Source organism: Chryseobacterium arachidis (assembly GCF_900129245.1).
In the GTDB taxonomy this organism is placed as follows: Bacteria; Bacteroidota; Bacteroidia; order Flavobacteriales; family Weeksellaceae; genus Chryseobacterium; species Chryseobacterium arachidis.
This window is the reverse complement of sequence record NZ_FQUT01000010.1, coordinates 16,899-39,712: the sequence shown is the minus strand read 5'-3', so window position 1 is coordinate 39,712 and position 22,814 is coordinate 16,899. Positions and strand designations below refer to the sequence as shown.

Annotated in this window: 20 protein-coding genes, 1 tRNA gene and 1 pseudogene; 6 read left to right on the top strand and 16 right to left on the bottom strand. The window is 34.9% G+C overall.

The window, feature by feature from the left end:
- Window positions 1-8: 8 nt before the first annotated feature.
- The 6 genes from BUA89_RS16050 to BUA89_RS16025 all read right to left on the bottom strand — a co-directional run bounded on the left by BUA89_RS16050 (window position 9) and on the right by BUA89_RS16025 (window position 4,745).
- Complete coding sequence (locus tag BUA89_RS16050; RefSeq protein ID WP_072960452.1) at window positions 9-620, bottom strand: MarR family winged helix-turn-helix transcriptional regulator; 612 nt, start codon at window positions 618-620, stop codon at window positions 9-11.
- The gene (locus BUA89_RS16045) at window positions 620-883 is read right to left on the bottom strand and encodes a DUF2024 family protein (RefSeq protein WP_072960448.1); all 264 of its coding nucleotides are present in this window, start codon (window positions 881-883) and stop codon (window positions 620-622) included. Before BUA89_RS16045 ends, BUA89_RS16050 begins: the two co-directional genes overlap by 1 nt.
- Window positions 884-967: 84 nt before the next feature.
- Window positions 968-1,201 carry a thioredoxin family protein gene (locus BUA89_RS16040; protein ID WP_072960445.1) on the bottom strand — a complete coding sequence of 78 codons (234 nt, stop codon included), beginning with the start codon at window positions 1,199-1,201 and terminating at the stop codon, window positions 968-970.
- Between the two features lie 1,165 nt (window positions 1,202-2,366).
- Window positions 2,367-3,101 carry a DNA-formamidopyrimidine glycosylase family protein gene (locus BUA89_RS16035; RefSeq protein ID WP_072960442.1) on the bottom strand — a complete coding sequence of 245 codons (735 nt, stop codon included), beginning with the start codon at window positions 3,099-3,101 and terminating at the stop codon, window positions 2,367-2,369.
- Between the two features lie 3 nt (window positions 3,102-3,104).
- On the bottom strand, window positions 3,105-4,166 hold the full coding sequence (locus BUA89_RS16030; protein WP_072960439.1) for a hypothetical protein: 1,062 nt from the start codon (window positions 4,164-4,166) through the stop codon (window positions 3,105-3,107).
- Window positions 4,167-4,202: 36 nt separating this feature from the next.
- Window positions 4,203-4,745 carry a hypothetical protein gene (locus tag BUA89_RS16025; RefSeq protein ID WP_072960437.1) on the bottom strand — a complete coding sequence of 181 codons (543 nt, stop codon included), beginning with the start codon at window positions 4,743-4,745 and terminating at the stop codon, window positions 4,203-4,205.
- Window positions 4,746-4,904: 159 nt separating this feature from the next.
- Between BUA89_RS16025 and BUA89_RS16020 the strand changes: the two genes are divergently transcribed.
- Window positions 4,905-6,260 carry a deoxyguanosinetriphosphate triphosphohydrolase gene (locus BUA89_RS16020; protein WP_072960879.1) on the top strand — a complete coding sequence of 452 codons (1,356 nt, stop codon included), beginning with the start codon at window positions 4,905-4,907 and terminating at the stop codon, window positions 6,258-6,260.
- Between the two features lie 63 nt (window positions 6,261-6,323).
- On the opposite strand, the gene BUA89_RS16015 is transcribed toward BUA89_RS16020, so the two are convergent.
- From BUA89_RS16015 to BUA89_RS15990, 6 genes are all read right to left on the bottom strand, one after another.
- On the bottom strand, window positions 6,324-7,400 hold the full coding sequence (locus tag BUA89_RS16015) for an NAD(P)H-dependent flavin oxidoreductase (protein WP_072960433.1): 1,077 nt from the start codon (window positions 7,398-7,400) through the stop codon (window positions 6,324-6,326).
- Window positions 7,401-7,432: 32 nt separating this feature from the next.
- Complete coding sequence (locus BUA89_RS16010; RefSeq protein WP_072960430.1) at window positions 7,433-7,885, bottom strand: nuclear transport factor 2 family protein; 453 nt, start codon at window positions 7,883-7,885, stop codon at window positions 7,433-7,435.
- 2 nt (window positions 7,886-7,887) lie between these two features.
- Window positions 7,888-8,619, bottom strand: a complete 732-nt coding sequence (locus tag BUA89_RS16005) for an SDR family NAD(P)-dependent oxidoreductase (protein ID WP_072960426.1) — start codon at window positions 8,617-8,619, stop codon at window positions 7,888-7,890.
- A gap of 6 nt (window positions 8,620-8,625) precedes the next feature.
- Window positions 8,626-8,844, bottom strand: coding sequence for a tautomerase family protein (locus tag BUA89_RS16000; RefSeq protein ID WP_072960422.1), 219 nt, complete (start codon window positions 8,842-8,844; stop codon window positions 8,626-8,628).
- Window positions 8,845-8,876: 32 nt separating this feature from the next.
- Window positions 8,877-9,410 (bottom strand): YceI family protein, encoded by a 534-nt coding sequence (locus BUA89_RS15995; RefSeq protein WP_072960418.1) that lies wholly within the window; start codon window positions 9,408-9,410, stop codon window positions 8,877-8,879.
- 103 nt (window positions 9,411-9,513) lie between these two features.
- On the bottom strand, window positions 9,514-10,092 hold the full coding sequence (locus BUA89_RS15990; protein WP_072960415.1) for a Crp/Fnr family transcriptional regulator: 579 nt from the start codon (window positions 10,090-10,092) through the stop codon (window positions 9,514-9,516).
- A 224-nt stretch (window positions 10,093-10,316) separates the two neighbouring features.
- Here BUA89_RS15990 and BUA89_RS15985 point away from each other — a divergent pair, with 224 nt between their 5' ends.
- Window positions 10,317-11,216, top strand: a complete 900-nt coding sequence (locus BUA89_RS15985; protein WP_072960875.1) for an SPFH domain-containing protein — start codon at window positions 10,317-10,319, stop codon at window positions 11,214-11,216.
- 53 nt (window positions 11,217-11,269) lie between these two features.
- Here BUA89_RS15985 and BUA89_RS15980 read toward each other — a convergent pair whose 3' ends face one another.
- A complete protein-coding gene (locus tag BUA89_RS15980) occupies window positions 11,270-11,617 on the bottom strand; it encodes a DUF4377 domain-containing protein (RefSeq protein WP_072960411.1) in 348 nt (115 codons plus the stop codon).
- Window positions 11,618-11,756: 139 nt separating this feature from the next.
- Here BUA89_RS15980 and BUA89_RS15975 point away from each other — a divergent pair, with 139 nt between their 5' ends.
- On the top strand, window positions 11,757-13,778 hold the full coding sequence (locus tag BUA89_RS15975; protein ID WP_072960408.1) for a DUF3857 domain-containing protein: 2,022 nt from the start codon (window positions 11,757-11,759) through the stop codon (window positions 13,776-13,778).
- 134 nt (window positions 13,779-13,912) lie between these two features.
- Here BUA89_RS15975 and BUA89_RS15970 read toward each other — a convergent pair whose 3' ends face one another.
- Both BUA89_RS15970 and BUA89_RS15965 read right to left on the bottom strand, forming a co-directional pair.
- Entirely contained in the window at window positions 13,913-14,248 is a 336-nt protein-coding gene (locus BUA89_RS15970) for an Mpo1-like protein (protein ID WP_072960405.1), read from the bottom strand.
- A 118-nt stretch (window positions 14,249-14,366) separates the two neighbouring features.
- A complete protein-coding gene (locus tag BUA89_RS15965; protein WP_072960402.1) occupies window positions 14,367-16,037 on the bottom strand; it encodes an APC family permease in 1,671 nt (556 codons plus the stop codon).
- A gap of 250 nt (window positions 16,038-16,287) precedes the next feature.
- Here BUA89_RS15965 and BUA89_RS15960 point away from each other — a divergent pair, with 250 nt between their 5' ends.
- The 3 genes from BUA89_RS15960 to BUA89_RS15950 all read left to right on the top strand — a co-directional run bounded on the left by BUA89_RS15960 (window position 16,288) and on the right by BUA89_RS15950 (window position 21,250).
- Window positions 16,288-19,251: a tetratricopeptide repeat protein gene (locus tag BUA89_RS15960; protein WP_072960397.1), complete on the top strand. Its 2,964-nt coding sequence runs from the start codon at window positions 16,288-16,290 to the stop codon at window positions 19,249-19,251.
- An 89-nt stretch (window positions 19,252-19,340) separates the two neighbouring features.
- Window positions 19,341-21,104, top strand: coding sequence for a TonB-dependent receptor (locus tag BUA89_RS15955; RefSeq protein ID WP_072960394.1), 1,764 nt, complete (start codon window positions 19,341-19,343; stop codon window positions 21,102-21,104).
- Window positions 21,105-21,178: 74 nt separating this feature from the next.
- Window positions 21,179-21,250, top strand: a tRNA-Arg gene (locus BUA89_RS15950).
- Window positions 21,251-21,797: 547 nt separating this feature from the next.
- Here BUA89_RS15950 and BUA89_RS23510 read toward each other — a convergent pair.
- Window positions 21,798-22,778, bottom strand: a pseudogene (locus BUA89_RS23510) (recombinase family protein); the annotation flags it as partial.
- Between the last annotated feature and the right edge of the window lie 36 nt (window positions 22,779-22,814).

Here is a 22,814-nt window from a genome sequence, read left to right as displayed (position 1 = left end):
CTTTTTAATTAGGCTTTCATTTGATGTTCAGGACAGTCGATTCTCAGGTCTTCGGAATAGAGCACTTTTTCCAGAAGCCCACATACTGGTTCTTTTCCTTCCGCAGAAGGTCTGAAATAAGCACAGGTAGTACACATCCGCTGAATTGTGATGACGCCCGTTCTGTTTAAATAATGGATAATATCAAAAAGATTCTGAAGCATATCTTCTTTACTTTTTTCATCAAGTTTTTGGATAGGAGCTGTTATTTCTTTAGTGAAATAAGAGGTTTTATCAGCAGTTTCCTTTCCTTTTTGGGTGAGATGGATGATGTAGCTTCTGGTGTCGTGGGGTTCATATTCTTTGGTAATCAGATTTTTTTGTTCCAGAGATTTTACGGTTTCGCTGATCGTGGCTTTCGTCATGTTGAATTCATCTGCCAGATAACTTACTTTTCTTTTTTCGTCGCTGTGATTCAGAAGAAAAATTAATACCTGTACCTGAATAGGGCTTAAAGCGTGTTCTTTACTTTCCTGCCAAAGCAAAACACGGAAAGCCTGTGAAATCCTTTCTAAAGAAGCCACAATTTTGCTTTCCGTGTTCTGGTTTTGATGCTTTAAATTAAAATCTGATTCGTTCATCAATTACAATTTTCCATTTCTATAATGGTGTAGCCCTTTTCATTAATTTCAGCTTCCCATTGTGGCAGAACGGTTTCTATGTGGCAAAAACTGCACTCTTTAGAAGAAAGTTCCTGGCCTTCCTGATCTTTTTCTTTTAAATAATCTTTTCCGTAACTGTAGATTACGTCCGTTGCGGTAATATCTTTTGGAGCAATAATATCAAAGTGCATTACTGATCCGTCTTTTTTAGTTACATAGGTGTCCCAAACTGCTACTTGCATTTTATATGTTTTAATTTTTTGTTTTTCTTAAGAATAAAATGCTTCACAAAGGTAGTAGTCCTAACTATGTGAAGCAAATTTTTTTTAACTTTTTACTTCTTTCATAGAAGCACCAAAGTTAATGTGTAGAACATTTCCGTTAGGAGTAACCAAAGCCGGAACAGATTTTACGCCCGCTTTATCTGCTTCTTCAATTCTTTCCTTATTGTCACCAAGATGAACGATTTCTACGTTATCCTGTCCGATTAAGCTAATAATGTCGTGTTCTGCACTTACACATACCGGACATCCCGCATGATAAAAAACTGATTTTTTCATTGTTGTAAATTTTATGTTAAACTTATTTTTTCTGATGCAAACATAGTTAGTATTCCTAACTAAAATAATTAAATAGAAATTTTTAACATTTTTTTAACGTTAATTAAAAATAATAAATAAAACGTATTTTTCAGGAAAACCGCTTGTAGAAGGGACTTGTAGGAAGATTATAAAAAAAGCCGAACACAGAATATGTTCGACTCTATCGGCTATTATAAAAATTAAAATTGTCTGATTAAAATATTGCTTATGTTTTTTCGCCCTTTTACCCGTTGTGAGTAAAAGAGCATCAATCTTAGGATTGAAAACATAAACAAGAGTGCGCGATTCCGAAAGCTGAAAATATGTCCAGCATATCCGGATAAACTAGTTCCCTTCTCTCTTAGCTGTAACGAAGTAAGAAGCGAATACTACTAAACATGTTGCAATTCCGATGTAAGTGATCATTTTGATATATTTTTAATTATTTGACTTTTTATTATCAATTTTACATTTGCAATATTACAACTTTCAAATGATGTGCCAAAACAAATAATTATGATGTATATCAGTGTTTTAAGGTGGTTGTGTTTAAGATTTGTATAAATTTTGTTTACATTAATTTAATATAAAATCAAAAAAATATAATAGGTTTTATTGTGTTATCTTTAAAAAATTATTAATCCTTCAATGTTTTCATATTTTGTATTTACAATTTAATAATCCAAAAAAGAAAAAATGCAATACATAATAACATCTTTTGGGACAATATGATGCCTTAATTTTTAGGATTAAAAAAAATATTATGTTAACAATATTTATTATTACTCATCCCGAAGTGAATTGATTGCCCTTTATTTTTGTAGATATAAAGGCTGTTATTACGGTAGATATGGTCAAAGAAATGTTTTTTAACTACTTTATAGACTGACTTTTGACTATTGGGGCGCAGGGTATTGATCTGATATCCGCATTTTTCGAAATTGCAGTTAATGCTTTTTTGAATATTGAGGGATATCCATTATAAAGTTGAATGAAGTTCTGGTAACAGCCTAAAAGATGTGATTTCTGAAGGTCTGGTTTTTTTAAGAAATAATAGAACTTAGCGCTGTATATAATATTGTTTTCAAACTATGGTGAAAGCTGACTCTTTTAGCAATAACTCCGGATCCTTTAAGTTTAAAAATTAATATAATTTCTGATCATTCTCACAGAAAAAACTTGTTCGTTTTCCGGAGCCGGTATCTTTTTTAATGATTTCTGCACCACATTTCGGGCAGTTTTCCTGATGGTATACCTGAAAATTCTTTTTCAGAACGTTCGCTTTTTTCCACTTTTTGAAATCGAAACTGTAATTTCGGGCTTCTGCAATTAATTCTTTTAATTTTTTTGAAGGTAAATTTTCAATCAGACTTTCGGGATGTACACCAATTCTGAATAATGCCTCGTTCTTAATAATATTGCCAACTCCTGAAAAGATATTCTGATCCATAAGGGCATCACAAACCATCATTTTAGGATTTGATTTTAACTTTTCCTCGGCTCTTTTAGGATTCCAATTATCACTCATCACGTCGGCTTCCCAATCGATTTGTGATAAAAATTCATCCTTTACGAGTTTTACATTGCAGGTATAGAAATACATTCCGCCGTTTTCGAATTTTAAACCTAACCGGAGATTATTTTCCTGATCTCTTTTTTCGTACAAACTGTAAGAACCGAACATCAATAAATGAATCCTGATATTCGCCTTATCAAAAATAAGGAAAGTCTGCTTCCCGAAAGTTTTGATTTCCCGTAAAATATGATTTTTAATTCCGGAAGTTTCCATAATGGAATTCCCCTTTACTTCAAGCACTTTTTTACCTGCAAATTTTTGCAGATCTTCTTTCATCAGAACAATAGTAGGACCTTCGGGCATGTTTTAAACTTTAAATTGCAGGTCTTCAAAAATAGACCATTTTCCATTTTTATATTCTGCAATTATTCTGCCACCGCTTGATTTTTTAAAGTAGGGGATATAAAATGTTTTTTCATCGGATCCATTTTTTATTCTGCCATAAAAAGTACCCAATAGATTTCTATAATCATCGTTAAGTTGGTATGCTTGAGTTCCTGAGAGAATCAAAACTCTTCTTTTCTGAGGATTCACTTTTTGAAAATATTCGCAATCCGAATCGTATAATTCAAACGAATAATGATTTTCCGAATTGCAATAAATGCTTGCATCCAGATCAATAATTTCTTCGTAAAGACTTATAAATTTACCTTTTTCAGATTTATGCAGAGGATTTAAATCGTCAAAATCAGAAATTCCATCACCATCGGTATCTTTAGATTGTGGATTCAAATAAATTAATTTTTCAAAAAAATCGTTGTATCCGTCATTATCAGAATCTTTTTTTATATCAGCAAGATTAACTTCAAAAGTTAAATAATCTTTTACGGCTTCCATTTCTGCAAACCGTATTTTTGATTTCACAGTAAGGAAACTTCCATCCAAATAAAGTTTATTATTTTGTATAAATTTTTCTTTTTGATTTCGATTGATATAAGTGTTCTTGCTGAATCCAATATAATATGCTTTCGGCTTTTTATTTTTTATTTCCAAAAGCCAATAACCAGATGAACTTTGTGCAACAGCATATAAAGAATTTTTCTCTTTCTGAAACTGAATATAGCTAAACTGGTTATTAAAAAAAGAACTAAATTTTTCAGTTATTTTCTTATTTTCTGTCTGTTTTTCAATAGAAATAGTTGGTGAAGCGGAGTCACCAAAATCATACATTTCATCTTTTTCATAGCTCGTATTGTTCTTATTTTCTTTAAACTTTACATGTTTAGGATTATTAAATAAAATAGATTCCAATGTATCTTTAATATCTAATAAACCCATTCCGGATCGATAATGTTTTTGTCCGTCATCAAAACAGTTTTCTTGAGAAAACAAACAAACCGGGAACAGTAACAAAAATAATTTTTTCATCGATTAAAATTTAGAACAATAATATAGATAAATTTTTTATTTGTGCAATTCATTAAACATTTCAATATACTTTTCCTTAAACATTTTCTCCGCATTTTCTGGAAAGCGAAAACCGTCCGGACCTACATAAATTTGTTTCAAACTGTCGTCCTTATTCAAAATTCGGATTTGATTATACTTTGTTAACCAAATATCAAAATGTTCAATCAGTTTTGTGGCTTCGTCTAATAATTTAGGTGGTAAGAAATGACCGTTATTAATCAATAAATTTCTGATATGCTGATTGGATTTCAGGATAATTTCATCTTCATAAAACTGATCATAATCCTTTATTTTAGAATATTTGTTTTGAAAAGCAAGCTTTAATCGATTCAGATGAATATAAACCTGTCCCAATAATTCAACAGTATTTTTTCGCCATTCGAAATAAGAGTTGTCTTTTTTCGATAAAGTTTCGAACTCTCTTTTGATTATAGAATTGTATCGTTCCGTTCTTTTGTGAAAATAGTACGCGATGATTGCTGTAAAAAAAGCTGTGACAATCGTGTTTCCCAGGATTTGTTGTAAAAATTCAGGCATGATTTCGGTCTTGGTTGTTAGTTATCTCAAAGTTAAGTTGAAATTTACTCAAAATTTCGGGTGTTTTTACGGAAAATAAAAGTTGTAAATACGAGTTTTTTACAAAAAATCATCCGATTAGTTCATAAAAAATAAAATTTGGAGTAATTTTGAAAAATGATGAACTTAAACGAGATTTTCACCAATCAGCGTACAGGAAACAATCCACATACAAAGGCTTCAAGAACGGATTTTCAGAGAGATTTTGACAGAATTATTTTTTCATCGGCTTTTCGGAGACTGCAGAATAAAACGCAGGTTTTTCCGCTTCCCGGAAGCGTTTTTGTACATAATCGTCTGACGCATTCGTTGGAAGTTTCCTCTGTCGGAAGAAGTTTGGGAAGTGTGATGGGTGAGTTTATTCATGATGAATTTAAAAATGATCTCACGGAAGATGCTAAAAGTTTTTATCTTCATAATTTAGGAAATGTAATCGCGGCGGCCTGTCTGTGTCATGACGTTGGAAATCCCGCTTTCGGACATTCGGGAGAAGATGCGATCGCAAGTTATTTTGAAAGAAATGAATCGGAATTAAAGCCGAAATTCAACGAAAAAGAATGGGCGGATCTGGTCAATTTTGAAGGAAATGCCAACGCCATCAGGGTTTTGGCTCAGCAGCAGCAAGGGAAAGATGCGGGGGGAATTCAGCTGACATTTTCAACATTGGCAAGCATTGCAAAATATCCTTGTGAAGCGATTGCGAAAAAGAAAGGAATTATTCACAGGAAAAAGTTTGGTTTTTTTCAAAATGAAAAGGATATTTTCCTGGAAATTGCAAAAGGCACGCAATTAATTTCAGAAAGTGAAGAGCCTCATATTTTCAAAAGACATCCGTTTGTTTGGCTTGTTGAAGCTGCCGATGATATTTGTTATAATATTATTGATATGGAAGATGCACATCGATTGGGCATTGTTTCGACAGCGGATTGTAAAAATCTATTTTTCGAACTGGTAAAATCTGAAACGGATGATGTAGAACGAGTAGAAAGGAAATTAAATTCTATAGGAAATGAAAACGAACAAATTTCATATTTAAGAGCGAAGGTAATTAATGCTTTAATTAATAAATCTGTTGAGCTTTATAAAAATAACTTTAATACAATCCTTGAAGGAAATCTGGAAAAAGGACTTCTTGATATTTATAAATCCGAAAACAGCGCTTTGCAGGATATAGAATCTTTCTCAATCGAGAAAATCTACAATCATAAAGCTGTTGTTGAAATTGAAAATGCGGGCTACAATGTTATGTATGAATTATTAGATCATTTTATTCCGTCGATTTTAAAGTCTAAAGAAAGCAGAAAATCCTACGATACAAAAGCATTAAAATTATTACCCAAACAGTTCGTTTACGATGAAGGAACCGATTATCAAAAGGTTTTGGGCGTGATCGATTTCGTTTCCGGAATGACCGATAATTACGCAACCGACCTTTACCGAAAAATCAAAGGAATTGAGATTGGAATGACGGTTTAAGTAAGGTGGAGGCTGGAAGCGGGAAGTTTTTGCAGACTTTTATTTAACTTCCAGCCTCCATCTTCAAACTTCCAGCAAGTTATTCGCTTCCTCGATCAATGATTTCATTAAAGTTGAGGCTTTTTTATGTTTTAAAATAGGGGCTATTTGTCCGCTCCAAAAGAAAACCAGATCATTTTTTTGCTGTTCTAAAGCTGCTTTTCTCAATGCTCCCATGAAGGTTGTCTGTAAAGGAAAAGGTAGTGTTTTATCGGTTGCGGCCAATACATTTCGAGTGATTTTTGTCGTAATTCCGCGTCCTAATCTTCCTGTGTATGCTCTGGAAAGAGTAGTGGATTTTGCTGCATCAGAAAATAAAAATTCTTTGTGAATCGGCAATGCACCAGATTCTTCGGTGGCTAAAAATGCGGTTCCGATCTGTACAGCTTCAGCTTTCAAAGTAAATGCTGCGGCAATGCCGCGACCATTGGCAATTCCTCCGGCTGCCACCACAGGAATTTTCACTTTTTCTTTGATTAATTGAACCAAGACAAAGGTTCCCGTCGTAGAAAGTTCGGATTTATCCAAAAACGAAGGCCGGTGGCCACCACTTTCGAAGCCTGAAGCGACAATAACATCAACTCCCAATTTTTCTAAAGCAATGGCTTCGTCCAAAGTTGTAGCATTTCCGAAAACGATAGTTCCCTGTTTGTGAAGATCTTCAATAATATTGGGATCTAAAAGACCAAACATAAAGCTGAAAACTTTAGGTTTAATATCAAAAACGACCTGCAACTGATTCTGAAATCTTGATTCAAAAGATGGTGGAAGTGGCGGAACTTCTGTATTCAATATATCAAAATAAGGTTTAAAAGTTTCTACAGCCTTCTCATATTGCTTTTGCGTGAGAGCATCATTGATAATGTCGTGATCATTTACCCAAAGATTAAGGTTATATGGTTTGTTGGTTTTTGCCTGTATTTGTTGATGAGTATTATAAATTTCCTGTGGTGATAGTGTATAAGCTCCAAATCCGCCCAAACCGCCGAGATTGCTCACAGTTGTCGTCAATTCAACCGTCGATAAACCTCCGCCAAATGGACCTTGCATGATGGGATATTCAATGCCTAATAATTCCGTAATTCTGTTCTTATTCCACATGATTTTGCTGATTTTGGTTAAAAAAAATTGCGTTAAGGTTGCACGTCGGTTAATGTTTTATTGACAATAAGCCATTCACCGTTAATTTTATTGAAAGTTATAAAATTATAGTAATTAAAATCATACATTTTTACATTTAATTTCGCTGTGGCAATTGAATTGATCACATCAATCGAGATAATTTCTGCCTTAAAATCTTTCCCCGATTTTTCAGGACTGATACGATTTCCAACACCATCAATATATTGTGCTGCCGTTTTAAAATAAGGAACCCCTTTTACATCTCCGAAAAGCAATGCATCTTTATAAAAAGCTTTTTTAAGAAGTTCGGTATTTCCTACATAAATTCCTTTGAAATAATAGTTTTCAATAACGTTTTTTATTTCTGTTTCCGGTGTCTGATCTGTTTTCATACCACTTGTTTTTTGTGCATAGCTGTTCAATGTGAAACTGAACAGCCATGCGATAATTAATAAAGTTTTCATTATTATAAACTGTGTCCGGCGCCCATTCCTCCGTCTACATTGATGATGGCTCCGGAAATTAATTTGTTTTTGGCAATGGCATGAATCATCTGCGCAATTTCCTCAGGTTCTCCGATTCGGTTGATCAGGTGCATTCCTGCATTATTGTCAATGGTTTCGTCGTGCATCGGAGTTCTGATGAGTCCCGGTGCTACGGTGTTTACTCGGATATTATCTTTTCCGAATTCTGCCGCCAGTTGCAAGGTTAAAGCGTGAATCGCTCCTTTACTGGAGATCGGAGCCGTTGATGGAGATTGTGCGATGGCATGATAAACCAAAGGCGTTCCAACGTTGATCACAACTCCGTCTTTTTGCTTCTGCATTTGCGGAATGACAGCCTGAGTGGTGAAGAAAGTTCCTTTTAAATTGGTCGTTAAAAATTGATCCAGATATTCTTCGGTAACTTCTAAAAACGGTTTGTTGTCATAGATTCCGGCATTATTTACCAAAACATCGATTGATCCGAATTTTTCAAGAGCAATTTTTGCTAACGCTTCCCCGGTTGATTTATCAGCTACATTTCCGGCTAAGAAAACAAGATTTTCACCAGCTCCCAACTCTTTATACACTTCTTTTAATTTTGATTCTGTCTGTGAATTAATTACCACATGATCACCTCTGTCTAAGAAGTAACGGGCAACTTCCAACCCAATTCCCGATGATGCGCCTGTTACAATTACTGTTTGTTTTTTCATTTTAAATTACTTTTTTGCGGTTGAAAATCCTTGTTCTTTTAATGCTGAAACCTGTTCTCCTGCGTATCCCCAGTTATCATCTTCGATTTCGTTGATCACGATATGGGTTAGGTGCGGATCTTTGTTTAAGACTTCGGTAACTGCTTCGTTGATTTTTCTGATTAACTGTTGTTTTTTCTCGCGGTTAAGATCTTCACGTAAAACATCTATTTTAATAAATGGCATGATGTAAATTTTTATGGTTAATGAATTTTGAGTTAAATGGCTTCTGCAACCAAATGAACATTCAGATCAAAGTTGTTGTAGATCAGCGTATCACCCAGATTGGTAAAGAAGTTTGATGATCTGAATTTGATGTTGAATTTCGTTCTGTCTACCACAATTTTACTGTCTAAAACTGCTGTGTTTTCTGTTTTTACAATTTGTAAAGTCGTGTCAATTTCGTGAGTAATCCCTTTAATAGTAAGGTTTCCTGTAACATAATAAAGATTGTTATCGCTTGGTTCAGCGTGAGTGATTTCGAAAATGGCTTCAGGAAAATGATCAGAATTGAAGAAATCATCGGAAGCCAAATGTCCTGCAAATTGTGCGTTGGTTTCAGCATCCTCAATATCAAGAATTTTGATTGATTTTGTATCAATTACAAACTTTCCTGCGCTTAATATTCCGTTTTCAAATATGAAGTTCCCTTCCTTTACATCGATCGTTCCGTTGTGGGCTCCGGTTACTTTTCTTCCAATCCAGTCGATATTACTGTTTTCGTTGCTTACTTTAAAATTTTTTGTGTCCATTTCGATTTGTTTTAAAATTATAGGACAAAGTTCAGCCGAATCCAATGAAAAGTTATGTGAGGTACATCACGAAATTATGGGAAGATTAAGGTCGAAAAATAGTTTAATGTTTTGCCTGATGCAATCTGCTCAGAGTTTCTCTGGTAACCCCTAAATAGGCAGCAATAAGATGTTTTGGAACAAGGTTGTACAATTGTGGATACAGCGCCAGAAGTTCTTCATACCTGAATTTCGCATCGTTATCCATAAAAGAAAGAAGGCGTTTCTGCAAAGCAATATATCCTTTATTGGTGCGCCATCTGAAGAAATGTTCTATCTCATGGATTTCATGGCAGATTTTTTCCCGGTCTTCATTAGAAATAGATAAAATGGTTGAATGAGAAATACAATCTACATTAATCGTTGCTCTGGTTTTATTGTAAAGCGCATCAAAATCCGTCACCCACCAGGTCGGCATGGCAAACTGAAGGATAAACATTTTCATATTGTCATTTAAATAGAATGCCTTCAGGCAGCCATCGATCACAAAATATTCATGATTCACAAAATCCCCTTCAGAAATCAGGCTTTGTCCTTTTTTCAAATGAATAAGATTGAAGTGCCCGAAAACATAATCCAATTGTTCATCAGAAAGAAAAGTGAATTTCGAGATATGTTCTTTTAATATTTCTTTAGCATCCATGGTTGATAATTAATATTCAAAAGTAAGTTTTTTGTGGAAATAAATGGGGAATATTGGTTGGAAGTTGGATGAGGGAAGCTGGAAGTTACAATTAAAGTCCTCAAAACTTCCATCATCCGGCTTCAAGCTTCCAAACTCCATTCCAAATATTTTTCCTTATATTTAAAAAAATACAAAGAGGATTTCTCTTGACAAACAGAATTATTACGAAAAAAATTAAAACTATGAGTCTTTTTTTTGCACCAATTATTTTTATTGGATTAATTATTTTATTTGCTTCATTTTTTGTAGTAAAGCAGGAAACAGCGGCAATTATTGAACGTTTCGGCAAGTTTCAGGCAGTAAAACATTCCGGGCTTCATCTTAAGCTTCCGATTATCGATCAGATTGCGAAAAGATTAAATCTTAGAATTCAGCAACTGGATGTAATTATTGATACGAAAACGCTGGATAATGTTTTTATCAGAATGAAAGTTTCCGTTCAGTATCAGGTCATCAGGAATCAGGTAGGAGATGCTTATTACCGCCTGGAAAATCCTGAAAACCAAATTACTTCTTTTGTTTTTGATGTGGTAAGGGCTGAAGTACCAAAATTAAAACTGGATGATGTATTCGTAAGAAAAGATGATGTGGCGATTGCTGTAAAGAGCGAACTTCAGGAAGCGATGAACAGCTACGGCTATGATATTATCAAAGCATTAGTTACTGATATTGATCCGGATGAGCAGGTAAAACATGCCATGAACAGGATCAACGCAGCAGAAAGAGAAAAAACGGCCGCAGAATATGAATCAGAGGCCCAAAGAATCAGAATTGTAGCAGTTGCAAAAGCGGAAGCTGAATCTAAAAAGTTACAGGGACAAGGTATTGCAGACCAAAGAAGAGAAATTGCCAAAGGTCTTCAGGAATCTGTAGGAATGCTGAATTCTGTTAATATTAAGCCTCAGGAAGCTTCAGCATTAATTGTTGTAACACAGCATTACGATACCTTACAGTCAATCGGTGCAAATAACAGAAGCAATCTGGTTCTTTTACCGAATTCTCCGACTGCAGCCAGCTCGATGCTGAATGATTTGGTGGTTTCCATGGCAGCTTCTCAGAAAATTGATGATGCTATTGGCTAATTAAAATAATCTTGATAATAATAAATAGACCTCTCAAATCTGAGAGGTCTATTTTATTTTTTAATTTTAGAAACCTGCTTTATTAAGGTATATTTTATGGAAGAACCGTCTGCAGGCGGATTTTCTATCTTTTCTGTTTTTACTTTTAAAACGTATTCAAAACCGGGTTCATAGGTAAATCCTTCAATATTGCTGTAGAAGTTGGTCCAGTTTCCGGCAGGTGTTTCTTTCACCTGTAAGCATTTCATCGGAACTACACCGTTACAGTCTGCGGTTTCGGGACCCACAATAAATGTTTTTTCATTTCCGTTAGAGGTATTGGCGGAAGCGGTACACTGCGACAATACGAAAATAATCATCGCGGAAAAAAATACTTGTAGTAAGGCTTTGCTGTTTTTCATAGTTTGGGAATTTAGAACGGAAGTGGCAATATTTATGCCGAATAATAGTAATCTTAATATTTCCGGCTCTTGTTTTTTTATTTTATATTAAGTAATTTGACCGCTCCTTTTAGACCAAGTACACAAAATAAAAACATATATGGACAAGCAGATTGAAATTGAAAATTACAGAATCAGGAAATCCGAGGAGTGGGCGGGGAATATTGATGATCAGGATCTGGTAGACAGAATAAAAGATTCTGAATTTGCGAAGCGGCAGATTGATGAAGGAAAAGATTTCTGTTATTTTTTAGACAAAAAATATTACACGAGCAATACCGAAAACAGTGAATATATCTGCATGGCTTATACACTGAATGAGCCTGCCAATCTTGAAAGAGCATCGGTGTCGGATATTGTGGTGGAAGAGAATGAGGTGTATAATATTCATCGAATTAGTGTATTGCGAGACGGAGTTTTGATCGACAAAATCCCGGATACCAAAATAAAAGTTCTGGACAGTGAAAACCAAAGCAGCGGTGGAATTTTAAGCAGCAATAAAAAGATCAATATTACCATTAAAGATCTCAGGCTTTATGATATTCTGATCATGGAGGATTCCCGGGTGAAAGTTTTCACAGACCGTGATTTTTTAAGAAAAGAATTTTCCAAGCATGTCTGGGTAAGTCCGGATAATTACTGGGCTTACGGAAGTTATAAATTTACCTTTATTAATGATAGGGAACAGAAAATTGCCTACAAAAAAACGTTCTTCAGAGACGAAAACGGAAAAGTTCTGCAGCCGGAGATCGGCTATTTAAGCAAAGGAGAAACGTTTGTTTTTGAAAAGCAGAATTACATCAACCCTGTAGATGCGAACCGCGAAATTTTTCCTTATATAGATTTTGCAACGGACGACAGTTGGAAAAATCTTTCAAATTATATTGCTCCGATCTACGCAGAGATTTTTGATAAAGCCTCACTAAAAGATTTTGCTCCGAATTTAATTGAAAAGCTTGATGAGATTGTTGATTTGGACGAAAAAATACAGTTTGCAGTAGAATACGTTCAGAATAATGTCTACTATGTTTTCAATGCCGACGAAATGAATGGGCACAAACCGCAGGAACCATCTGTAACATACGAAAACAAACAGGGTGACTGTAAAGCCAAATCAGTTTTATTAAAGACAATTTTAGACTATATCGGAGTGGATTCCTCCATTATTTTGGTTAATTTCCATACAGATTTTTATATTAAATATTACTTGCCGTCACTGCTTACTTTCAATCATGCTATTGTAAAAATCAATCATAAAGGAGAAGAATACTTTGTTGATGCAACGATTCGTGATGAATTCGGCTTGCTGGAAAACCGTGGACTTATTTATTTCATGCATTATCTTGAAGTAAAACCGGATCAGGAATTAAAGGAGAGAAAACCCTATAAATATCCTTATTTCTGTATCGATGAAAAAGTGGAATTCAATACACAGAATTCAACAGGAAATTTAGTGCTAACGACTACATACAAAGGGAACCGTGCCAATGCGATGAGGCGTTATTTCAGGAATACAAATAAAAGGGAAGTAATCGACAGCTGGAATAATTTTCTTTTTTACAGCCTGAATTATTCAAACGACAGAAACGGAACAGATGTAAGGAATATCTTTAAAGAAGCTTCGATAGACATTATCAGTGATGATAAAAAACTGAATGAATTTAAGATCCAATACAAGGCTTCGGTTGACAATCCGTATTATGTTGATCCTAAAAATAATCGTTTTTTAATGTATTTTGACAGAAATGTGGTAAAAGCGAGTGCCAGGGATTTTATGCATGAAGATCTTACATTCTGGCATAACTTCGATAGTGAGAAGTATGAGATTAATTTATACACCGACCAGAAAATCGATACTCAGGAGAAATACACGGTTCAGGAAAGTACGATTCATAATCCTTATTTTGATTTTACAAGCCGTAAGAAGATCACTAAAAATGGTGCTACGGTAAATATTGAATTTAATCCTTTGGTAAACCTTGAAATTCCTAAGGAGGATTTTGAAAAATTCAGAACAGATCATCATACGGTTGCAGACAGTAATTTCGGTCTGGGAATTGATATTATTGAACCCGGATTAATAAATATGCTGAAATTCAGCTTTAAAAAGAAGTTCAAATAAATCATTGAAGGATTTTTTAATTTGAATTTTTATAAAATAGTTTCGGCGGGTTTGCGAAGCAAACCTGCCGAAACTATTTTATTCGAAAAGACTACCCCAAGGCTTGCCTTGGGGTAGTCTGTTTATAAAGAAATTTATTCCAAAGGTTTCTGCTTGGGAATTCCCGTAAACTTCTGTCTCCTGATCAACAGTTCAAAAAATAATCTGAAATCAGAAATCAATGACCATAGAGGATATTTAAAAGTAGCAGGTTTGTTCTTTTCAATTACAGCATGACTGAACCATGCAAAGCCATACCCGAAAATCGGAATATACCATAGGAATCGCTCTTTTCCTGAGCTGATGACGTATCCAATGACAAAAAATACTAGTAAAGTTCCAATAAAATGAAAAATACGTGTTCCCATTTTACTGTGCTCTGTTAAGTAAAACTGGTAAAATTCTTTGAAGGTCTTAATTCTTTCAGACATGGCGTTTTTAGTTTAAAATTTTAAAATTTAAAGCAAGAAGTTCGCCAATTTGTGAACAAAAGAAAAAGGCAAAACTGCGATGTGCAATTTTGCCTTAAGTTTTATATGGTATTGAAAATTATGCTTTACCCAACTTGCTGTTTTTATATCCGTAGCAGAAATAAATAACCAAACCTATAGCGAACCACAGCCCGAACCAGAACCAGTTTTCATGGCTCATTCCGGTAAGAAGATATAGGCATGAACTTAAACCGATCAATGGGATTAACGAAAGATTTTTAACGAAAGTCCATACACAAAGCACTAAATTAATCAGGATAAAGAAGAAAATAGATGCTCTGAATTCCCCTTCTTTAGGATCGCTCCAATTCATTAGATGTTCAAAAAAATCAGGCTGCCAGGTATAGAAAAATACCAAACTTCCTATAAAAATGGTAGGAAAAATAAACTTCCCATTCACATAAGGCAAATGAAATCTTCCTTTGATTTTCTCTTTTGCAGGAAGCATTAAAACCCCTGCGCAAACCAATACAAATGCGAAAATAGTCCCAATGCTGGTAAAATCCAGGATGAAAGTTTTATCCGTAAATAAAATAGGAACTCCCACCACAATACCAGTTACAATCGTAGCAAAAGATGGCGTTTTATATTTGGGGTGAACTTTCTGAAATCTCTGAGGCATCAGTCCGTCCCGGCTCATGGCGTACCAGATTCTTGGCTGCCCCATCTGGAAGACTAAAAGAACCGTAGTGATGGCAACAATAGCGATGAAAGAAACAGTAAGTTCCATCCATGCAACATTGGCATTTCCTTTTTCAAAGATAAAGGATAGAGGATCTCCCACACCGTCAAACTTCTTATAATCAACCATTCCGGTTAAGACCAAGGTTAATGCAATATAAATGAAGGTACACAGTACCAAAGAAATAATCATCCCTTTTGGTAAGGTTTTTTGTGGGTCTTTTGTTTCTTCCGAAAGTACGCTTAACGCATCAAAACCAATGTAAGCAAAGAAAACTCCGGAAACAGCGCTCATTACTCCTACAAAGCCATTCGGCATGAAAGAAGGAGTTCCGGTTTCAGGGCTTATCGGGGTCCAGTTTTCTGTATTGATATAAGCAAAACCTACCAGAATTACCAAAACAATGACGGCCAATTTCAGGATAACCAATGAATTGTTGAAGTTTTTACTTTCTTTTACACCTACATAGCAAAGCCATGTAATCAATCCGTTGATAACCAATGCAGGAACATCAACGATAAATTTTAAACTTCCTAATAAAGGTGCTGTTTGCCATGCATTCAGCAGTTCCTTATTTTCAGAGCCGTTCAGAAATGCTTTCTGAGCTTCGGTATAACTACAGGTCAGATAATCAGGAATATGCATCCCTAAACGATGCAGGAAGCTGGTGAAATAATCAGACCATGAAAAGGCTACGTAAATATTTCCGAAAGAATATTCCATAATCAAAGCCCATCCGATAATCCATGCGATTAATTCTCCGAAACTGGCATAAGCGTAAGTGTAAGCAGAACCTGCAGTTGGAATTCTGCTGGCAAATTCGGCATAGCATAAAGCTGTAAAACCGCAGGCAAAACCACAGATTAAATATAGTAAGATCACTCCGGGACCTCCTCTGAAAACGGCTTCTCCCAAACTGCTGAAACTTCCTGCACCTATAATCGCCGCAATACCAAAAAATACGATGTCCCAAACACCCAAAACTCGCAGTAAACTGGTGGATGTATCTGAATCTGAATAGATTTTTCTTCTAAAAAGTTGACTCATTCAATACTATATTTGATTTTGAAAAAAGCAAATGTAATTATTTCTCTTAAATAATTTTTATTTTCTTAAGGTTTCTTATAGAAAAGTTAAGAAGTCTTAAAAAAATATTGAGTTATTAACAATGTGTTAAAAGGCTTGTTTATACAATATCTTTTCAATATTTTCGTTGATAAATTGTGGATAAATATTTCCCGTAATTTTAAATATTAGCCTTGATTATCAGGCTTTTTCATTTTAAAATTTAAAATTAATGAAATCAAAAAAAATACTTTTAGCGGTTGCTGTCATGTATTTCGGAATCTCCGATGCCCAGCAGTCTCAGTACTTTACCCAACAAGAAAACTACAGATTCAATTTAGCTGAAAATCTTTATCAGACCAAAATATACAATGCTTCCCAATACGAATATGCCAGACAGTATTTCTATAATCAGAATTTGTCGAGGTCGAGGAAAGAAGCTGCGCAGTTTTTTGATAATGTGATCGGGGTGATTCTTCAGAAAAATCATGCGGAAGAAGGATTAACGGCTTTCATGAAAGAATATCCGAATTCTGCTTATTTTGCGCAGGCAAACTTACCGCTGGCTGATTATTATCTGGCGAAAAAAGATTTCCCGAAAGCATTGGAAACCTTGAAAAAGGTGAACCAGTATCAGCTTTCAAAAGAAGAAAATACACAGTACATTCTGAAATTGGGATACGCCAAATTCATGATGGGCGATTCTAAAGGGGCAACAGATGCTTTAGAAGAGGCATATAAAACGGTAGACGAATCCCAGAAAGGCGATATTGCTTATATGTTGGGACATTTGTATTATTCCAACAGACAGAATGATAAGGCGTTCCGTTATTTTGATTCGGTAAAAGATCAGCCAAAGTATTCGAAATTGGTGCGTCCTTACTATGTTCAGATGTATTACAACGATAAGGATTATGACAAGGCGATAACAGAAGGAACAGCTTTGCTTAACGAAGATATTTCAGATTCTTACAAGGCGGAAGTACACAAGATTATTGGGGAGAGCTATTTCATGAAAAATGATTATACTTCGGCATATCCTCATTTGAAAGATTATTTAAGCGTTCAGCAGAATCCGTCTGAAAATGATTTGTATGAAATGGGATTTGTTGCTGCTCAGCTTAAAAAATACGATGAAGCGGTTTCTTACTACAACCAATTGTTGAACAGCAATTCTGCATTAGCTCAGAATGCTTATTATCAGCTTGGAAATGCTTATTTGGCGGTGGGCAAAAAGCAGGAAGCACTTTCGGCATTCCGTTCGTCTTACCAGATGGATTATGATGCTAAGGTGAAAAAACTGGCGCATGAACAGTACGCAAAACTGAGTTACGACATTGGTAACCCGTTTGAAAATGCATCCAATGTTATCCAAAAATACATCAATGAAAATCAGAATGCTAGCAATGCTTCTGAAATGAGGTCTCTTTTGGTGAAATCTTATCTGTATTCGGGAAATTATAAAGAAACGTTGAATGCAATCGACAGACTGCAGAATTCAACGCCGGAGATCGATAAAATTGATCAGGAAGTTTCTTATTTATTGGGAACAGAGGAATTCAATAAAGGGAATTATGATGAAGCGGAACAGTATTTCTTAAGAAGTTTAGGGTTTAATATTAATAAAGAATTCAATAACAGAGCTTTATATTGGCTGGGCCAGGTGTATTATCAGAAAGGAAATTATCCATCTGCAATTGTACGTTATGAAAAACTGTTGAATGAAACTTTCCCTGAAAAACAACAATTGCCTTATGATTTAGGATATGCTTATTTTAAATCTAAAAAATTCGATCAGGCGGAACAGTATTTTACACAGTATTTAAAAAATCCGAAAACTGAGTTTAAAAACGATGCGGAACTTCGCCTGGCAGATATTAATTATGCCAATAATAATCTGAACGAAGCGATTGCGATTTATGATAAAAACGAGGATGCAACGGATTATACTTTATACCAAAAAGCAATGGCTTTAGGATTTAAAGGAGATACTCAGGCAAAAATTACCAACCTTAAAAATCTTTTATCAAAATATCCGGGATCTGATTACTATGATGATGCTCAGTACGAAATAGGAACGGCGTATGCGGCTCAGGATGATTTTAATAATTCTAATGATTTCTTTAATAAAGTCATTAAAACTTCATCAGATAAAGATTTGGTAGCCAATGCTTCAATTTACAGAGCGCAGAATTATATCGATCAGAATCAAAGCGATAAAGCGTTATCTGAATTGAGAATTTTAGGAGAGCAGTACAAAAATACGGCTTATGCAGAAAAAATCGTTCAAGCGGCAAAACCGATCTTTACGAAAAACGGAGATGTTTCAGGATATGAAAGTTTTGCTAAAAATATCGGGGTAAATGTAGATGCTTCTGAAATTGATGAGATTAACCTTTCAACGGCGAAACAGTATTTCACGAAGAAGGATTACAAGAATGCCATTTCTTACTACGAAAAATATTTAACGCAAAATCCGACTGGGGAAGGACTTTATCAGGCCAAATATGAATTAGGCGAAAGTTATTACCAGACCAAAAACACAACAAAGGCACTGCTTGTTTTACAGGAAGTTGCGAATGTTCAGAACGATTATCAGGATGATGCGCAAACCCGTTTGGCACAGATTTACATTGCTCAGGGAGACAATGCGGAGGCTAGAAAATATTTGGAAAACATCAAAAATTCTTCAAACGTAAATGTTAAAAATTATGCGAATGTAGAATTAATGAAATTGTATGCTGAGGAAAAGAATTTTGCACAGGCAGAAAAACTTGCGGATGCGGTTATTGCCAACACTAAAAACTCGGCTGCCGTTATTGAAACTGCCAAAGTGATCAAGGCGAGAAGCTTAATGAATTCAGGGAAAGATAAAGATGCCCAGACTGCTTATGCTTCTCTTGAAAAATCATCCAATACGGAAGTGGCGGCGGAAGCAATTTATGCAAAAGCTTTCTATCAGAATAAAGCTAAATCATTCAAATCTTCTAATGAAACGATCTTCAAACTGGCTAATAATTATGCTTCAGAGGAATATTGGGGCGCTAAAGCACTGGTCTTAATGGCGAAGAATTACGTTGGTTTAAAAGATAATTATCAGGCAAGTTATACTTGTGACCAGATCATTGAAAATTATAAGGATTTCCCTGAGATTGTAGCGGAAGCGAAGGAGGTTAAAAAGCAGATTAAAAAGTAAAGTATAGAATGTACAACGTAGAATGTAAAAAGTAAAATGTAGTAAAATACATGATACATCCGACATTATACATTAATACCTATAAAAAAATGAACAAAAGAATTCAATTATTATCCATCATATTTTTAGGGATTTCGTCGGTAGCGTTTTCCCAGATCAAAGAAGAAAAGCTGATTCTTAATAAAAAAAGAGAACCGGAAGTAAAAAAGATCGAAAAGAAGAAAACTTCAGTGGAAACTATTAAGAATTATCCGCCTGAAGAGAAATCTCAGAATCCTGTACAATACAATATTACAGATGTTCCTGCGGTTTCAGATTTCAAAACATCAACGATTCAGGGACAGGACGTAACTCCGAAATTTGAAGGTTCGGCTCAGAATAATTACGTGCAATTCGGAATGGGGAATTACGGGAAGATTTTGGGGGATATGAACATATCAAAAACACTTCAAAATAAAATTGAAGTAGGAGCAGACGTGCATTTTCTTTCAACCCAGGGTCTGAAAAAAGAATATGTTTGGGATTCCAAACAAAGCTCGACGACATTGGGCGCTTTTTTAAACTCTTATGGAGATAAAGGCAAGTTTAATTTAAATGCTGAGTATGGCCTAAACAGCTATAATTACTACGGTATTTATGCTTTGCAACCCGGAGATGTGGATTTGGATCAAAGAGTAAATCAGTTTAAGGTAAACGGTTATTACGATTTCTATTCCAATGAAATTTTGAATGATGTACGTGTAAAATCTTCATTCTTAAAGGATCATTTTGATGCTCAGGAAAATCAGGTTTCGATATTGGCGAATTTGTCAAAACATGCAGTGGAAATAGGAAAATCCGGAATTAATTTAAATGCTGATTTGGGAGTTGGCTTAGAAGCTGTTAAAAGTGAATTTGCCATCAGGGATCAAAATACATCCAACTTTGTGAATATGAGTCTGGCTCCGAAAGTGACATTCAGAAAAGGAGAATCTTATTTGATGCTGGGTTCGTCATTTGCATTTTTGAATTCGAAAAATCAAAACGATCTGATGGCTGATCAGATGAAAAATAATAAGACCTATTGGTTCCCACAGGCAGAATTTCAATATGCGGCGGCTAATGAATTTAAATTTTACGGTGGAGTAGACGGAGGTTTAAAATTAAATACTTACGCAGATTTACTGCAGCAGAATCCCTTCATTGTAGCTGATCAGTATCTGAGACCAACGGAAACGAAATATCATTTTTATGCCGGTTTAAGAGGGGATATCGATGAGACTTTTAAGTATGATGTTTCTGCAGGTTACGGTAAAATGAGGGATATTATGTTCTTCAAGGCAAACAGTATCTTCGATAACAATTATACTTTAAACCGTTCCGCTTATAATTTCGCCAATACTTTTTCTGCCATTTATGATGATGGAAATGTAAGTGATATTAAAGGAAGTTTACAGTATTTCCCGTTGGCAAATCTTGTCCTGGATACCGAGGTTAAATTTACCAAGTTTGATCTTAAAAATTACGAAGATATCTACAATGTACCTCTGTTAACGGCTACAATCGGTGCAAAATATACCATGCTTGACCAAAAATTATTGTTGGGTTTTAAAGGTATTTTTGCAAGCGACAGAACGACGAATTCGTTTGCTATTGAGGGAGTTGGAAGTCCGATGATGTATCAGTCTACAGAAGATACGAATGATAAAGTAGGAGGGTATGCAGACTTAAATCTTTCGGCAGAGTATAAAATTCACAAAAATTTCAGTATTTTCGCACTCGGAAACAATCTTCTGAGCTCAAAATATCAGACGTACAAAGGATACAAAGTTCTGGGTGCACAGATTTTGGGTGGTGTGAAGATCACGTTTTAGAGTCTTAGGGTTTGAGAATTTTAGTGTGTAAACGTTTATTAGCCCTAAAACTCTCAAACCTACAACTCAAACAAGGCTGCATAGTTTAATGGATAGAACTTTGGATTTCGGCTCCAACGGTGAGGGTTCGAATCCTTCTGCGGTCACTCTGCGGGAAACAGCATTTTTAGAAGTGCTGTTTCCTTTTTTTTTAATTTGTAACTGATTGTTAATCAGTAATATTTGGGTCAGTGCGGAATTTAATTTGGGTGTTCGAAAAGCGTTTTCTTGAAATTCAAGTTTTTCGGCCAAAATCGAACACAATATAGAATTTTTTGTCTCATTATCACCTTTAATGTACAATTGAGAAAGGTTTGGCAAAATGTTTAGAACTTGGTCAAGCTTTGCTCTAATATCTATATTTTTATGTGATAGCCTTTGGTTCTGAAGTTCCATTTCAAGCTCATCAATTTTTTTCTTACTTTCATTTTTAATAATCTGATAATCCTCAAAATCTAATCTGTCTTCGAGATACTTTTCTCTAGCGCTAGATAGCCTATTGGTTAAATTAACAATCTCTTCGGAAAGTTCCCTTTTCTTTCCATCAATATTTTCCTGTATGTATTTAAAATTGCTTAATATTATTTCTTTTAATAACGTATTTATGCTTTCATGGTAATCATATTTCACTAATTCTTTTTCAAAGGCAGAATTAACCTTGTCTGAGCTATGTCTATAGCCGCACTTAGAATTGCAGTGATAGTAATAATAAACATTTTTCTTGCCCTTAGATCCGCTACCTGAAATATGTCCTCCACATCGTGGACATTTTAAAAAGCCTCTCAGTGGAAATTCACTAGCAGCGATAATTTTACCTTGAGGTCTTTCAGCCAAAGTTTTTCCGCTTAAAACATTTTGCACTTTATAAAATAGGCTTTCTGATATCAGACTTTCATGATTGGCCTCAACAATACAGGCCTCCTCGTCTTTGTATGCTTTAATATATATTTTACCAATATAAACCGGATTTTTTATTGCTCTGTAAAAAGAAGTACTGCTAATTTTTGCGCCTTCCATCTTATTCATTTTAAGTCTTATCTGGTTGGTCGTATATTTACCCTTAGCAATTTCATTAAATGCCCACCGCATATTTGAAGCCTCAGGTTCTTTTAGGGCCACATATTTTCTTCCATCTTCAGTACATTTATTAATATAACCATAAGACGCGGTGCCCATCAGTCTTCCTTCTTTTTGAGCTCTTCTCATCCCATAGAAAGTATTAAGTGCTCTTCGATCATTTTCTACCTCTGGTGCAGCTAAATAGATGGCAAGCATCATTTTGTTTTCCGGTATAGACATATCCAAAGGTTGTTCTATAGCTTGAGGTGAAATATTATTACTCAACAGTAATTTTATCATTTGATAGGCATCACCAGCGTTTCTACTAAAACGATCCCATTTAGTAAATAAAACTAAGTTGGATTTCAGATTTCTTTTTTTGATATAATTGATATATTTAGTCCACTCTGGGCGATTGAAGTTCTTAGCTGAATGATCTTCAAAGATTACTTGTCCAATAGTAATTTGGTTTTGATGACAATATCTTTCCAATCTTTCATGCTGATCACGTTGAGAATAGCCTTTGTCAGCCTGTTCATCAGTAGACACTCTTATGTATAAATCTGCTATCTGCATAATCTTTCTGTTTTTATTCAAAGTGGTAGTAACCAG

Bases quoted from the DNA above. Each gene is read 5' to 3' on its own strand.
- BUA89_RS16025 (WP_072960437.1), bottom strand. From the start codon at position 4,745: ATGCCTGAATTTTTACAACAAATCCTGGGAAACACGATTGTCACAGCT.
- BUA89_RS15955 (WP_072960394.1), top strand. From the start codon at position 19,341: ATGAACAAAAGAATTCAATTATTATCCATCATATTTTTAGGGATTTCG.
- BUA89_RS15965 (WP_072960402.1), bottom strand. From the start codon at position 16,037: ATGAGTCAACTTTTTAGAAGAAAAATCTATTCAGATTCAGATACATCC.
- BUA89_RS16050 (WP_072960452.1), bottom strand. From the start codon at position 620: ATGAACGAATCAGATTTTAATTTAAAGCATCAAAACCAGAACACGGAA.
- BUA89_RS16020 (WP_072960879.1), top strand. From the start codon at position 4,905: ATGAACTTAAACGAGATTTTCACCAATCAGCGTACAGGAAACAATCCA.
- BUA89_RS16015 (WP_072960433.1), bottom strand. From the start codon at position 7,400: ATGTGGAATAAGAACAGAATTACGGAATTATTAGGCATTGAATATCCC.
- BUA89_RS15995 (WP_072960418.1), bottom strand. From the start codon at position 9,410: ATGGACACAAAAAATTTTAAAGTAAGCAACGAAAACAGTAATATCGAC.
- BUA89_RS15975 (WP_072960408.1), top strand. From the start codon at position 11,757: ATGGACAAGCAGATTGAAATTGAAAATTACAGAATCAGGAAATCCGAG.
- BUA89_RS15990 (WP_072960415.1), bottom strand. From the start codon at position 10,092: ATGGATGCTAAAGAAATATTAAAAGAACATATCTCGAAATTCACTTTT.
- BUA89_RS15970 (WP_072960405.1), bottom strand. From the start codon at position 14,248: ATGTCTGAAAGAATTAAGACCTTCAAAGAATTTTACCAGTTTTACTTA.
- BUA89_RS16010 (WP_072960430.1), bottom strand. From the start codon at position 7,885: ATGAAAACTTTATTAATTATCGCATGGCTGTTCAGTTTCACATTGAAC.
- BUA89_RS16030 (WP_072960439.1), bottom strand. From the start codon at position 4,166: ATGAAAAAATTATTTTTGTTACTGTTCCCGGTTTGTTTGTTTTCTCAA.
- BUA89_RS15980 (WP_072960411.1), bottom strand. From the start codon at position 11,617: ATGAAAAACAGCAAAGCCTTACTACAAGTATTTTTTTCCGCGATGATT.
- BUA89_RS15985 (WP_072960875.1), top strand. From the start codon at position 10,317: ATGAGTCTTTTTTTTGCACCAATTATTTTTATTGGATTAATTATTTTA.
- BUA89_RS16005 (WP_072960426.1), bottom strand. From the start codon at position 8,619: ATGAAAAAACAAACAGTAATTGTAACAGGCGCATCATCGGGAATTGGG.
- BUA89_RS16035 (WP_072960442.1), bottom strand. From the start codon at position 3,101: ATGCCCGAAGGTCCTACTATTGTTCTGATGAAAGAAGATCTGCAAAAA.
- BUA89_RS16045 (WP_072960448.1), bottom strand. From the start codon at position 883: ATGCAAGTAGCAGTTTGGGACACCTATGTAACTAAAAAAGACGGATCA.
- BUA89_RS15960 (WP_072960397.1), top strand. From the start codon at position 16,288: ATGAAATCAAAAAAAATACTTTTAGCGGTTGCTGTCATGTATTTCGGA.
- BUA89_RS16040 (WP_072960445.1), bottom strand. From the start codon at position 1,201: ATGAAAAAATCAGTTTTTTATCATGCGGGATGTCCGGTATGTGTAAGT.
- BUA89_RS16000 (WP_072960422.1), bottom strand. From the start codon at position 8,844: ATGCCATTTATTAAAATAGATGTTTTACGTGAAGATCTTAACCGCGAG.